The 13,418-nt window shown below is 56.8% G+C and carries 15 protein-coding genes; 9 read left to right on the top strand and 6 right to left on the bottom strand.

Going from position 1 to position 13,418, the window contains the following annotated elements; all coding sequences use genetic code 11:
* The first annotated feature begins 11 nt into the window (after positions 1 to 11).
* From KJY40_RS24965 to KJY40_RS24925, 9 genes are all read left to right on the top strand, one after another.
* The gene (locus tag KJY40_RS24965) at positions 12 to 521 is read left to right on the top strand and encodes a disulfide bond formation protein B (protein WP_230733388.1); all 510 of its coding nucleotides are present in this window, start codon (positions 12 to 14) and stop codon (positions 519 to 521) included.
* Between the two features lie 824 nt (positions 522 to 1,345).
* Entirely contained in the window at positions 1,346 to 2,287 is a 942-nt protein-coding gene (cyoA, locus tag KJY40_RS24960) for a ubiquinol oxidase subunit II (protein WP_011335843.1), read from the top strand.
* 3 nt (positions 2,288 to 2,290) lie between these two features.
* Positions 2,291 to 4,321 carry a cytochrome o ubiquinol oxidase subunit I gene (cyoB, locus tag KJY40_RS24955; protein ID WP_127799800.1) on the top strand — a complete coding sequence of 677 codons (2,031 nt, stop codon included), beginning with the start codon at positions 2,291 to 2,293 and terminating at the stop codon, positions 4,319 to 4,321.
* A 3-nt stretch (positions 4,322 to 4,324) separates the two neighbouring features.
* Positions 4,325 to 4,951 carry a cytochrome o ubiquinol oxidase subunit III gene (locus tag KJY40_RS24950; protein WP_007956720.1) on the top strand — a complete coding sequence of 209 codons (627 nt, stop codon included), beginning with the start codon at positions 4,325 to 4,327 and terminating at the stop codon, positions 4,949 to 4,951.
* Entirely contained in the window at positions 4,951 to 5,286 is a 336-nt protein-coding gene (gene cyoD / locus KJY40_RS24945; protein ID WP_007956718.1) for a cytochrome o ubiquinol oxidase subunit IV, read from the top strand. The genes KJY40_RS24950 and cyoD overlap by 1 nt, the downstream gene beginning before the upstream one ends.
* Positions 5,287 to 5,296: 10 nt before the next feature.
* Entirely contained in the window at positions 5,297 to 6,184 is an 888-nt protein-coding gene (cyoE, locus tag KJY40_RS24940) for a heme o synthase (RefSeq protein ID WP_085668163.1), read from the top strand.
* Between the two features lie 125 nt (positions 6,185 to 6,309).
* The gene (locus KJY40_RS24935) at positions 6,310 to 6,654 is read left to right on the top strand and encodes a toxin (RefSeq protein WP_065261338.1); all 345 of its coding nucleotides are present in this window, start codon (positions 6,310 to 6,312) and stop codon (positions 6,652 to 6,654) included.
* A complete protein-coding gene (locus tag KJY40_RS24930) occupies positions 6,651 to 6,965 on the top strand; it encodes a helix-turn-helix domain-containing protein (RefSeq protein WP_007956715.1) in 315 nt (104 codons plus the stop codon). Before KJY40_RS24935 ends, KJY40_RS24930 begins: the two co-directional genes overlap by 4 nt.
* Positions 6,966 to 7,163: 198 nt before the next feature.
* Positions 7,164 to 7,655: a RidA family protein gene (locus tag KJY40_RS24925; RefSeq protein WP_007956714.1), complete on the top strand. Its 492-nt coding sequence runs from the start codon at positions 7,164 to 7,166 to the stop codon at positions 7,653 to 7,655.
* 69 nt (positions 7,656 to 7,724) lie between these two features.
* On the opposite strand, the gene KJY40_RS24920 is transcribed toward KJY40_RS24925, so the two are convergent.
* The 6 genes from KJY40_RS24920 to KJY40_RS24895 form a co-directional block, all read right to left on the bottom strand.
* Positions 7,725 to 8,429 carry a hypothetical protein gene (locus KJY40_RS24920; RefSeq protein ID WP_039765656.1) on the bottom strand — a complete coding sequence of 235 codons (705 nt, stop codon included), beginning with the start codon at positions 8,427 to 8,429 and terminating at the stop codon, positions 7,725 to 7,727.
* Between the two features lie 173 nt (positions 8,430 to 8,602).
* Positions 8,603 to 9,127 carry a DUF6622 family protein gene (locus tag KJY40_RS24915; RefSeq protein ID WP_230733386.1) on the bottom strand — a complete coding sequence of 175 codons (525 nt, stop codon included), beginning with the start codon at positions 9,125 to 9,127 and terminating at the stop codon, positions 8,603 to 8,605.
* Between the two features lie 78 nt (positions 9,128 to 9,205).
* The gene (locus KJY40_RS24910) at positions 9,206 to 10,333 is read right to left on the bottom strand and encodes an alginate O-acetyltransferase AlgX-related protein (RefSeq protein ID WP_230733384.1); all 1,128 of its coding nucleotides are present in this window, start codon (positions 10,331 to 10,333) and stop codon (positions 9,206 to 9,208) included.
* Between the two features lie 10 nt (positions 10,334 to 10,343).
* Positions 10,344 to 11,825: an MBOAT family O-acyltransferase gene (locus tag KJY40_RS24905; RefSeq protein WP_230733382.1), complete on the bottom strand. Its 1,482-nt coding sequence runs from the start codon at positions 11,823 to 11,825 to the stop codon at positions 10,344 to 10,346.
* Positions 11,826 to 12,010: 185 nt separating this feature from the next.
* Positions 12,011 to 12,415 (bottom strand): GNAT family N-acetyltransferase, encoded by a 405-nt coding sequence (locus KJY40_RS24900; RefSeq protein WP_230733380.1) that lies wholly within the window; start codon positions 12,413 to 12,415, stop codon positions 12,011 to 12,013.
* A 45-nt stretch (positions 12,416 to 12,460) separates the two neighbouring features.
* Positions 12,461 to 13,366 (bottom strand): LysR family transcriptional regulator, encoded by a 906-nt coding sequence (locus KJY40_RS24895; RefSeq protein ID WP_230733379.1) that lies wholly within the window; start codon positions 13,364 to 13,366, stop codon positions 12,461 to 12,463.
* Positions 13,367 to 13,418: the final 52 nt, after the last annotated feature.

The raw sequence follows: 13,418 nt of genomic DNA, 5'->3' as shown, positions 1-13,418 counted from the left end.
AGGGAAACGCGATGAGCGAGGAAACGATTCGATTGGGACGTGAGCGGCGCTATCTGGTGTTGCTGGGCATCATCTGCCTGGCGCTGATCGGCGGCGCGCTGTACATGCAGATCGTGCTGGGCGAGGCGCCATGTCCGCTGTGCATCCTGCAGCGTTATGCGTTGCTGCTGATCGCGCTGTTCGCGTTCATCGGCGCGGCCATGCGCACCCGGCGCAGCATCACGGTGTTCGAGGTGCTGGTGGTGATGTGTGCCATCGCCGGGGCCGGCGTTGCCGGGCATCACGTGTACACCCAGTTCTATCCGGCGGTGAGCTGCGGCATCGATGTGTTGCAGCCGATCGTCGATGACCTGCCGCTGGCCAAGATCTTCCCGCTGGGCTTCCAGGTCGACGGTTTCTGCTCGACGCCGTACCCGCCGATCCTCGGCCTGTCGCTGGCGCAATGGGCGCTGGTGGCCTTCGTGCTGGTGGTGATTCTGGTGCCGCTGCTGACCTCGCGTAACCGAAAAGCGTTGCGCTGAATCAACTTTTCGGCGCCAGCGCCGATAAAACAAACGCCTCGATTTGCGGTGACGCAAATCGAGGCGTTTTGCATTTCAGGGTCTGTGTGAAAACACCGTGACGAACGGCAAGGAAGGGTGCGACAGGTGTGCGACATGTTGTCACACACGCCATGTCGCAGAGCGTTTCACAGGTCCGGATTGGAGTGCTGTTACAAAAAAGGATTGGTCTGTTTCAGCGTTTTTCGGTTTTTGCACGGGTGTGCCGGATCAGGCAGTTTTAACAGACTCCGGCAGATGGCCAAAAGCCTTGGCATATCGGGCTTTGCGCGGATCGCGCCGTGGGAAAAAGCCCTCGGAGCTGTCTGAACTGAGGCCGATAGACCTACATTTTTTGGTGTTTTTGTTGAGAATCGATTTCGATAACATGCGGAACTTTTGCAAAAACGGTGATGGATTGTTGCTCGGAGCGATAAAAATTATTTCGGGATAAGACATGGTGTATAGGGCGCTACCTATCTACAATCGCCCGCACTGAATTCCCGGCACTGTTCAGCCTTTATTAAGGAGGCGAGCAGGAAGTCGGGTGTCGAGCAGCCGAGAGGCTTGCGAGACACCCAGGTGTCGGTGCCTTCCAACTTTCCGCACCAAATGGAATTGGTCTGTAACAAGGCCTTTGACCACGAATTCGAATAAGAACTGACCGCTGTCCCAGGTTTTGTCGAGCGTCTGACGCGCGACGGGCGGCCCTTATTCAATCCAAAGAAAATGCCAACCCTTGGCAGGGTGAAGTGTTGGCGATCAAAACCCAACTGCATTGCGCAAGCTGCTTTAGAGGTCGTGAGATGAGTAAAAACAGGTACCCCAGATTACTAGGCCTAGTGCCGCTGCTCGGCACGTTGTTGCTGGGAGGCTGCAACATGACCTTGCTCAATCCAACGGGCCAGGTCGGCCTGGAACAGCGCAACCTGATCATCACCGCCACGCTGCTGATGCTGTTGGTCGTTGTGCCGGTCATCGTCATGACCTTCCTGTTCGCCTGGAAGTACCGCGCCTCCAACAAGAACGCCGTCTACACCCCGAAATGGTCGCACTCGACCAAGATCGAAGTGGCAGTCTGGACCATTCCGGTCCTGATCATCATTGCCCTGGGTTACATCACCTACAAGTCGACCCACTCGCTGGATCCGTATCGTCCGATCGAATCCGACGTCAAGCCTGTGACCATCGAAGTGGTCGCGCTGGACTGGAAGTGGCTGTTCATCTACCCGGAACAAGGCATCGCCACGGTCAACAAGATCGTGTTCCCGGCGCATACCCCGGTTAACTTCCGGATCACTTCGGACGCGGTGATGAACTCGTTCTTCATCCCGGGCCTGGGCGGCCAGATCTACGCGATGGCGGGCATGACCACCAAGCTGCACCTGATCGCTGACCGCAACGCTGAAATGGACGGTATCTCCGCCAACTACAGCGGCGCTGGTTTCACCGGTATGAAATTCAAAGCGATCGCAACTTCTCAGGAAGATTTCGACGCCTGGGTAAGTGAAGTCAAAAAGGCACCTAAACAGCTTGAAGCCGCTGAATACGCAGCCCTTGCCAAGCCAAGCCAGAACAATCCAGTCGAGCTCTACTCCTCGGTCACGCCGAACCTGTTCCAGACCATCGTCGACAAGTACGAAGGCATGAAACCGGGCAAGCCGCTGAAGCACGAGAAGAAAGAGAAAGAAGTGGCGGCAACGGATATGGACTCGAATTCGCATTCAGCTGCCGGGGCAGAGGAGTAAACGATGTTTGGTAAATTAAGTTGGGAAGCGATCCCTTTCCACGAGCCGATCGTGATGGTCACCATCTCGATGATCGCGCTCGGTGGTCTGGCGTTGTTCGCTGCAATCACCTACTTCAAGAAGTGGACTTACCTGTGGACCGAGTGGCTGACGTCGGTCGACCACAAGAAAATCGGCGTGATGTACATCATCGTCGCCATGGTCATGCTGCTGCGCGGTTTTGCCGACGCCATCATGATGCGTACCCAGCTGGCCATGGCCACCGAGGGTTCGCCTGGCTACCTGCCACCTGAACACTATGACCAGATCTTCACCGCTCACGGTGTGATCATGATCATCTTCATGGCGATGCCATTCTTCACCGGCCTGATGAACCTTGCAGTGCCGCTGCAGATCGGCGCGCGTGACGTTGCGTTCCCGTTCCTGAACTCCCTGAGCTTCTGGCTGCTGGTGTCCGGCGTCGTGCTGATCAACCTGTCCCTGGGCGTCGGCGAATTCGCCAAGACCGGCTGGGTAGCGTATCCACCGTTGTCGGGTCTGCAATACAGCCCTGGCGTGGGGATGGACTACTACATCTGGGCGCTACAGCTATCGGGTCTGGGTACAACGCTAACGGGGGTTAACTTCCTCGCGACCGTGCTGAAAATGCGTACCCCTGGCATGAAACTGATGGACATGCCGATCTTCACCTGGACCTGCACCTGGGCAAACGTTCTGATCGTGGCTTCGTTCCCGATCCTGACCGCTACCCTGGCACTGCTGACCCTTGACCGTTACATGGATTTCCACATTTTCACCAATGAACTTGGTGGCAATCCAATGATGTACGTCAACCTGTTCTGGGCATGGGGCCACCCTGAGGTTTACATCCTGATCCTGCCGGCATTCGGCATTTTCTCGGAAGTCATCTCGGCCTTCACCGGCAAGAAACTGTTCGGCCACCACTCGATGATCTACGCCTCGGGCGCGATCTCGGTACTGGGCTTCATGGTTTGGCTGCACCACTTCTTCACCATGGGTTCGGGTGCCAGCGTCAACGCCTTCTTCGGTCTGGCGACGATGCTGATTTCCATCCCGACGGGTGTGAAACTGTTCAACTGGCTGTTCACCATCTACCAGGGCCGTCTGCGCTTCACCAGCCAGGTTCTGTGGACCCTGGGCTTCATGGTGACCTTCGCCATCGGCGGCATGACCGGCGTACTGCTGGCCATCCCGGGTGCTGACTTCGTTCTGCACAACAGCCTGTTCGTGATCGCTCACTTCCACAACGTGATCATCGGCGGCGCGGTATTCGGCTACATCGCAGGCTTCGGCTTCTACTTCCCGAAAGCGTTCGGCTTCAAGCTGCACGAAGGCTGGGGTAAAGCAGCGTTCTGGTTCTGGATCTCGGGCTTCTTCGTCGCGTTCATGCCGCTCTACGCGCTGGGCTTCATGGGCATGACCCGTCGTCTGAACGCCACCACCAACCCTGAGTGGGTACCGTACCTGTACGTTGCCATGTTCGGTGCGGTGATGATCGCTGTCGGTATCGCCTGCCAGCTGATCCAGCTGTACGTGTCGGTGCGTGACCGCAACAAGCCGGAAAACATGTGCGAACACGGTGACCCGTGGAATGCTCATACCCTGGAATGGTCGACCTCGTCGCCACCTCCGTTCTACAACTTCGCTGTACTGCCAAAAGCAGACTGCATCGATCCGTTCACCGAGGCCAAGGAAAACGGTACCGCGTACAAGGCTCCGGCCAAGTACGAACCGATCCACATGCCGAACAACACCGCCACTGGCGTGGTGATGGGCGCACTGCTGACCGTGTTCGGTTTCGCGATGATCTGGCACATCTGGTGGTTGGCGATCGCCAGCCTGGCCGGCACTGTCATCTACTTCGTGATTCACGCAGCACGTGACGATCAGGGCTACATGGTGCCGGTCGACGTGATCGAGCGCATCGAAGCCGAGCAGCACAAGCGTCTGGTAGCGGCCGGGAAGATCCCTGCTTCCGCAACCCGTGTTGAAACCAAGTTGGAACAGGCTTAAACAATGTCGAACTTAGTGACCAATGCTGGACACGCCCATGGTCATGACCATGGGCACGATGACCATCACCACGACTCGGGCGAGATGACCGTATACGGTTTCTGGCTCTACCTGATGACCGACTGCATTCTGTTTGCGTCGATCTTCGCGGTGTACGCGGTACTGGTAAACAACGTCGCCGGTGGCCCGTCGGGCCACGACATCTTCGAACTGCCATACGTGCTGGGCGAAACCGCTCTGCTGTTGTTCAGCTCGATCACCTACGGCTTCGCCATGCTGGCGTTGTACAAAGGTAAAAAGCAGCAGGTTCTGGGCTGGTTGTTCATGACCTTCCTGCTCGGCGCAGGCTTCATCGCCATGGAGATCAACGAGTTCCACCTGCTGATCTCCGAGGGCTTCGGTCCTAGCCGTTCGGGCTTCCTGTCGGCGTTCTTCACGCTGGTCGGTACCCACGGTCTGCACGTGTCCGCCGGCCTGATCTGGATGGGCATCATGATGTACCAGGTCAACAAGCACGGCCTGACGGCGACCAACAAGACCCGTCTGAGCTGCCTGAGCCTGTTCTGGCACTTCCTGGACGTGGTGTGGATCTGCGTATTCACCGTTGTTTACCTGATGGGGACCCTGTAATGGCTAATGCACACTCCCATGACAGCCATGATGCTGGCCACGGCAGCGTCAAGTCGTACGCCATCGGCTTCATTCTGTCGGTAATCCTGACCGTCATCCCGTTCGGCCTGGTGATGTTCCCGACCCTGCCGAAGTCGACGACGCTGGCAATCGTCCTGCTGTTCGCCGTGATCCAGGTGATCGTTCACCTGTATTACTTCCTGCACCTGGACCGTTCCATCGCTCAACGTAACAACGTGATTGCGTTCGTCTTTACGGCCATCGTGATCGTGCTGCTGGTCGGTCTGTCGCTGTGGATCATGTTCAGCATCCACACCTACATGATGGCGAAGTGAGGTAAACCCGATGTCGCTCAAGCACTTTATCCAAATCACCAAACCGGGGATCATTTTCGGTAACGTGCTTTCTGTGGCAGGCGGGTTCTTCCTGGCCTCGAAAGGGCATGTAGATCTGGCGGTGTTCCTGGCCGCCATGATCGGCACTTCCCTGGTTGTGGCCTCCGGTTGCGTGTTCAACAACTGCATCGACCGCGACATCGACCTGAAGATGGAACGCACCAAGAACCGGGTGCTGGTCCAGGGCTTGATCTCCCTGAAACTGGCCCTGGTCTATGCGACCGTCCTGGGTGTCGCCGGCGTTGCGTTGCTGTACAAGGTGGCCAACCCGTTGGCTGCCCTGTTCGCCGTGATCGGCTTCATCATCTACGTCGGCTTCTACAGCCTGTACCTCAAGCGCAAGTCGGTTCACGGCACGCTGGTGGGCAGTCTGTCGGGCGCCATGCCGCCGGTGATCGGTTACGTAGCCGTGACCAACAGCTTCGACATGGCCGCGCTGACCCTGCTGGTGATGTTCAGTCTGTGGCAGATGCCGCATTCCTACGCCATCGCGATCTTCCGCTTCAACGATTACCTGGCTGCATCGATTCCGGTGCTGCCAGTGAAGCGCGGAATCCAGGTGGCCAAGAAGCACATCCTGCTCTACATCCTGGCCTTCCTCGTGGCGACCTTGATGCTGACCTTCAGCGGTTACGCCGGCATGAGCTACCTCGCCGTCGCCGCGGCCATGGGCATGTACTGGCTGTACATGGCCTGGACCGGCTACAAGGCGGTGGATGACACGGTCTGGGCACGCAAGCTGTTCGTGTTCTCGATCTTCACCATCACCGCGCTGAGCGTCATGATGTCCCTGGACTTCAAGGTGCCGACCGAGCTGCTGCTGACGTACGCGCCGTAAGGTTCGAACGTTGTACGAGAAACCCCGTTCATCGAGAGATGAGCGGGGTTTTTTGTTGAGGATTGTTTATTCGCCGCGAAAGGTGTTTATTGTTCAGCTATAGGCAATTTGCTTATAGTTTTTGAATGAGAACAGTATTCTTTGAAACCACACTATTCACCGCCAACCTGGGTCATTACCTCACGGATGACGAATACCGTGAGCTGCAGACCTACATGCAAAGCAACCCGCATGCGGGCGACGTCATGCCACGAACAGGCGGCTTCCGAAAACTGCGTTGGGTTGATGTTCGTCGAGGCAAGGGCAGGCGAGGCGGCTTGCGAGTTATCTATTATTGGCTTATGAATGATGGCCAGTTCTGGATGTTTGCGATTTATGACAAAGATGAGCTTGAGAATTTGACCGCCGAGCAAGAGAAGGCGCTCAAGGGAGCTATAGAGAAAGAGTTGAAAACACGAGGTACCCCATGAAAAAACGCGACCTGTTTGCAGAATTGATGCAGGGCGTTGATGAGATGGCGGCTCAACGCGAAGGAAAAATCACGCTACGTAATACGACACTCGAGGACAAACCCGCCCCGGAAGTCGGTGCTCAGGAAATCGTAGCGCTACGGGAGAAACTGCACATGTCACAGGCGGTTTTTGCCAGGAGAATCAGAACAAGTCCAAGCACCCTTAGAAACTGGGAGCAGGAGAAATCAAAGCCCAACGCTCAGGCTGCCTTGCTGATCCGTTTGGTGGAAAAATTCCCTGACATGGTCGAGCGATTGAGCGCTGTTTAAAGTCATTTCCAAGTTTAGATAAAGCCCCGCACGGATTATGTCGTGAGGGGCTTTTTCGTTGTAGCAGTCACGGGTTGCGGTGCACTGGCAAAAGACCTAGATTTCGATCCAACCCTGTCAGTTATGGCGCCATGCACTGTTCGGCGCTCGACTGTCGTAATCTGCGGTTTTCATGCATTGATCAAGAGGCTGGGCGAAATGACTGAGAGGATGACCTGCGACGAGCGCTTCATTGCCCTGGCAAAAGAGCTGAACTACGACATCAATGGCGAGAACACGGTGGGTGGCAATTACGCGCCGTTGATCCGTCATCACGACGAGATTTACATCAGCGGCATGGTGCCGCGCACCGAGGGCAAGATTCAGTACCCGGGGCGGGTGGGGCAGGAATTGACGCTCAAGGATGCGCAGGCCGCGGCGAGCATCAGCGCGATGCGTTGTCTGGCCTTTATCGTCGATGCAGTCGGTTCGCTGGACAAGGTCAGGTCGTTGTTGCGGGTCACGGTGTACGTGAAGTCCACGCCGGATTTCGTCGACCTCAGCGAAGTCGCCAACGGCGCGTCGGATGTATTCAGTTATGTGTTGGGCGATGTCGGGCGACACACCCGCACCACCGTCGGCGTCTATCAGTTGCCGAAAAACGCAGCCATCGAAGTCGACATGATTGCCGCCGTGCATCCATCGGCATAATCGCCAATCTGCGGACAACAAAAAGCCCCGCCTGGATTTCAGAGCGGGGCTTTTTCGTCAGCGCCGGTATTACTGGGCGGCGATGCTGTAGCCATCGAACGCGGTCTGCTGTTGCAGCGCGGTGATGATGTTCTTGCGGTTGATCGCGTGCTCGGTGCCGGCGTTGTCGACGAAGGTTTCGCCTTCAATTTCCGCCTCATCGCCTTCACCGACGAAGGTGAAACCAAGGAATTCCAGCGCCTCGCGATCCACGCTCAGGCGCGAACGCGGTGTGCGCATTGGCAGGGTCACGCTGATGCCGTCCTTGCTGATGCTGAACACTTCGACGTCTTTCTTGGCGCGGGCAGCCTTGCTCTTGCCGCCGCTCGGGTTGCTGATCGCCTGATGGGTCTGGTTCAGCACCTTGAGGGCCAGGCCGTAGACGATTTCCTGAAACGCCGGATCGTCCTTGAAGCTCGACAGGATGCGGCTGATCGGGAATTTGCTGCTGAGGTCTTCGAGGGCGGCGATGTCGGCCGCTTCGGCGTCCTTCAGACGCTTGAGTTCGCCCATCAGCTCGTAAGCCTGGTCGTCATCGAAGCGGTCGTGGGCCTGACGGATCGCGGCGCGCAGTTCGCGGATCTGATCGCTCTCGCGGCTCGACTGGAACGCGTCCAGCACCATCTCGCTGATGATCTTCGCCTGTGGGATGTGTTGTGAAAGATTGATGGAGTTTTCGTATTCCGCTTTGGACGACAGAGTGACTACGGATTCAGCGGTGTTGAAATCGGACATTGAAATTTCACTACTTTTTTAACTTGAGATGAGACGAGAAAGCGCTGGGGGCTTTTTCAGGCCGACTAATTTAGGGGAGCGCGGCGGCGTTGTCACGGAGCAAGGGGCCGGTGGTGCCGATTATTTATCCCGATGATTTGTGAAGGGCAACCAGGCAGCGGGTGTGTCTTGTCTCATTCATTGGCGACGACATTCCCCGGCAACCGCCGGGACGCCAGGCCACGCAGCGTCCAGTAGAGCTTCAGCGAACGGGTGCTGATCAGGCCGCACATGAAACCCGCAATGCCGGCCTTGAGCAGCAGCATGTCCGGGGACGCGGAAAGCTCCGGATTCACGTCATTCTGGTAACCGAAGTAGTAGTTCGCGGAAAAGAACATCAGGTACATGATCAGGATTTTTACCGTACCCGGCATGATTAGCCCCTTTCCAGAGTCGTCGAGCACCACGCCCCGGCGGGAGAACACCAGCCAGGCCGAGAAACCGCCCAGCAACAGCGCGCCGAGCCAGATGCTGAAAAACAAGGCCGGATTGATCGTCAGGTTCAGGGAGTACAGCGACCACGCCAAAAACGCCGGAGGTGTTATCAGCATCGAGGCACGGCTTTCGCGGCGGGGAGAGAACGCCTTGATGCCGAAATAAACCAGCAGCAGAAAAATCAGGTAAACCCGTATCGGAGTGTTTTGCAGAATCGTGAGCATTGCGCAGCATCCATGCTGGAAAGAGAAAGACGAGCATAGCTGTTGCCGAACTCAAGGCAAACGCATCTGCCTGTTGGGCTAGTTGATCACGGTTGCATCGACGTGGGTAACGGGAGGGCCCGACTGGAAAAAATCACCGCGAATATCGCGCTCGACACTGGTGATGAACACATAGTCCGGTTGAAACCGTTCAACGAGGGCGACCAGTGCTTCGGGTTTGAGCAGCAAGTAATACACATGCAGCGTCTCGCTGAAGGTCGCGGTCATCAAAGGCGTCATGGCTGTGCCAAACGAATCACGTAGCCAAAGCACTTTTTTCGAGTTCAAGGCTTGCGGGGAGCTGACCAGAAGAAGCGACGCCGGTGATGCGATACCGATGTTCTGACCCGAGAAGGTCATTTCACCGGAGTTGAAGTCATGGTGTTCGACCGGCAGCGAGTACTCGTCGGGGAAGTTGAGTACGACTTCATTGTCGCTCAGCGACTCCTGGATCCGTAGAAAGTGCGCGAGGTCGCCGCCGCCGCGTTTGTGTGTGGTCAGAGTCAGGGGGGCCCGGGCCTGCGGCCAGATCAACCGAGTCTGGGTGTTCGTCAGGCTCTTGCGTAACTCATCAAAGGCAATCCAGGCTCCGGCGTTGTTCCAGTGCGTGTCGGTCCGGTAGTAGAGCGGATGAGCGAACTGTTGTTTGGCTTGTACCAGCGCCTTTATGGGGTCGACATAAATATCGCCCCGGGCGTGGCGCAGTAGCACGTCGGTTGGCCTGAGGCTTGTGTGTGACGACCAGTCCGGAAGGTATTCCGGATATACGGAGTCTTTGTCCGGGCCTATGACAATGCGAAAGGCAGTTACGCCTTTGCTGCTAAGCCACTGATCCCAGAGCTCCACGGATCGGGCGACGTTTTCGATGATTTGCGTTTCTTTCTTGTCAACACCTGCGCGTTTTACAGAAATCTTGTCGGCATATTCATCGCCGAGAAACAGCCAGCCTTCCTTTCCGATGATGACCTTGCTCGGATGAATCGATAGCCCCATGGGATAGATCAGTTGGCTGATGAGCCCATGAAACAGGTCCATGTTATACAACACCTTGGCCTTCCACCATTTCACGTCGCTCTGTGTCGTAAACACCCGGTACAGATTGACGGTCGGAACAGTGCACATGATCAATGCAGTCAGGGTGAGTGCCGCATATAAACGTCTTTTCACAGGCGAGCCCCTAGAAGTTGAAGTAGAGGAAAACGGGGCTTTTGCTTTGCACGCTGGCGTACAGCGAAAGACAAAACAGCGTGGGCATGGCGAGGGTCTTCGCCTTTCCAAAGTCAGTGTGAGCGGTGAGTTCGAAAGCGTTTTTGCGGCGGATGATCAGCAGCGCGACGGCAATCATCAATGTTGGTGCAAGGTTGGCTGTCAGGCCTGTGGGAAGGGTTTCGAGCAAGCGATCGGATAGCGTCCCTCCCCAGGCAAGGTTGGCAGTCGGGACGGTGTTTACGGAGAGCTGATGGATCGAGTCGAAATCAACCATCCCGCGCAATATGCGCAGTGCATCGTCAATGGAGTCGGCTCTGAAGAACACCCATGTGATGTTCACGAACATGAACGTGACAAACCATCCGACAGGATCCGGCAGCGACAGGCCCGCTTGTTTCCAGACTCGGTGCATGACAATGGCGCCGCCATGCAATGCTCCCCAGATGATGAACATCCAGCTCGCACCGTGCCAGAGCCCGCCGAGAACGAAAGTCACCATCAGATTGAAGTACAAACGCTGCCGGCCGCACCGGTTACCGCCCAGCGGTACGTACAGGTAGTCGCGAAGGTAACGGCTCAACGTCATGTGCCAGCGCCGCCAGAAGTCCTGGATGTCCAGCGCCTTGTAAGGTGAGTTGAAGTTCAGCGGCAGCCATATGTTGAACAGCAACGCGGCGCCTATTGCCATGTCGCAGTAACCGCTGAAGTCGAAGTAGAGCTGAAAGGTGTAGGAAAGACTGGTCGTCCACGCGCTGAAAAAATCATGACTGACACCCTGAGCGAACCCGGCATCCGCCCAGATGGCAAAGGTGTCGGCAATCATCACTTTCTTGAACAGACCGATGCTGAAAATGAACAGGCCCATGACCACGTTTCTGTGGCGAATGACGAGCGTCCAGCGTGACTGGAACTGACTCATCATTTCTTTATGGTGAAGAATCGGCCCGGCGATCAGGTGAGGGAAGAACGTTACGAACAGCGCGTAGTTGATGAAGCTGTACTCTTTCGCGAGGTTCTTGTAGCAGTCCACCAGAAAGGCGATTTGCGTAAACGTGTAGAAGCTGATGCCCAGAGGCAGGATGACCTGGTAGAAAAACAACTCTGTGCCGAGCGCCGAGTTGATGTTGTCGACCAGGAAGTTGGTGTATTTGAAATACCCGAGCAAGGCCAGGTCGGTGACTATTCCAATGCCCAGGATGGCCCTTTTCGACAGGCCTGACGGCAAGTGGTTGTCGGGGGCGGCGAGGGCTTTCCCAACAATGAAGTTGAAGCCGATGGAGAACATGAGCAAGGGAATGTAAGCGACGCTCCAGCGCCCATAGAAAATCAGACTGGCAATGACGAGCCAGACTTTTCCAGCCGTGACCAGCCGCTGACGATTCAGGAAGAAGTACACAAAAAAGACAATGGGCAGGTAGATCAGGAAGAACTTGGGTGAGCTGAAGGTCATGAGGGGCCTTGAATGCGTCCGCGCTTTCAGAAGTCGGCGGATTGTATTCAGGCTCGCTGAGTGTGCGAATGCCGAAAATGCAAGTCGAGACGGTTCCTACGGACATCTCGGAAATGGCATTCAAGGTTGTTGAGTGATTAAACAAACGCAATCAACAATCAGCGTTTAAGCGTCGATCACGCAGGCTATTTCAGCCGCAAACGCTCCATCGCGATCACCGACGTTTCAAACCCCAGGCTGGCAAAAAACGCTTCCGCACCTTCGCGCCCGGCACGAAGGACCCAGGTTATGTCGGTGTTGTCGCCCATCACATGTTCGACCAGCGCCCGTCCGATGCCCGCGCGCCGGTGTTGCCCGTCGACCACCACCATCGACAGGTAACCGTTGGACAAACCGTCGGTGATGCCACGGGCGAAACCGACAATCTGCTGGCCGCTCAATGCCACGGCGGTGCGCTGAGAGTTCTGAACAAGCTGTGCGAAATGTTCGGCGATGCCGGTGCGATGGCCCCAACCGTTCGCCTCCAGAAACTGCCTTGCCACCTCCACTTCCGTGGGCATGAGGTCGCGTATTGAAATGTCTTTGTTCATTCGTTGATCCCGTCCCTGGTGTATTTCCAACAGTAGTCGTGTTGCCTACGGTCTGCCCCACATCTGCATGGCGAACTCGACGAAGCGACGCAGTTTCGGCAACCGATAGCGATCCGGCGCGTAAAGCAGATGCATCGGGCGGTTCGGCGGCTGATAGTCCGGCATCACCACGACCAGTTTGCCGTCGCGCAGATCCTGTTCCACCAGTGCGTCCGGCAGCATCACGATGCCCATGCCAGTGCGCGCGGCCTGATGCAGGCCGGCGGAACTGTTGATCAGCATCGGCCCTTTGACGTCGACCATGAATTCCCCGTCCGGGCCGCTGAGGCGCCACTGCTTTTCCACCGATTGCCAGTCGTCCCCGGCGGGATAGGCAAACGACAGGCAGTCGTGCTGACGCAGATCTTCAGGCGTGAGCGGCATGCCGCGTCGGGCCACGTATTCCGGGGAGGCGCAGACGGTCAGGGTGTAGTCGATCAGCGGGCGGGCGATCAGGTTGGACTGGTCGAAGTGGCCCAGTCGGAAGGCCACGTCGAGGCCGCTTTCCAGCAGGTCCGGACGGCGGTTGGTCAGGATCACGTCGAGTTTGACCTGCGGACATTGCAGGGAAAACTCACTGAGCGCCGGGGCCAGGCGTTCGACGCCAAAGGTCAGCGGCGCGGTAACTCGCAGGATGCCGCGCGGTTCATCAAGCGTCTGTTCGGCGAGGCGTTCGGAGTCGGCAACAAGGCCAAGTACTTCCAGGCAGCGCTGGTAGTAAACGCTGCCGAACTCGGTCAGCCGCTGGCGGCGGGTGGTGCGTTGCAACAGTTGCACGCCGAGCCGTTGCTCCAGCGCCCGCAGGTGATTGCCCACCATGGTCGTGGACATTTCGCACTGCAGCGCGGCCGCCGTCATGCTGCCGGACTCCACAACCTTGACGTACACGCTCATCGACTGGAACAAATCCATTATCAAGCCCGGCTTTTAAATGATTGAAGTTTTGCCGAGTTTATCCAGTTCA

The organism is Pseudomonas fitomaticsae (assembly GCF_021018765.1).
Taxonomy (GTDB): domain Bacteria; phylum Pseudomonadota; class Gammaproteobacteria; order Pseudomonadales; family Pseudomonadaceae; genus Aquipseudomonas; species Aquipseudomonas fitomaticsae.
Note: the sequence above shows the minus strand (reverse complement) of the source record. Positions and strands in the feature narration are given on the sequence as shown.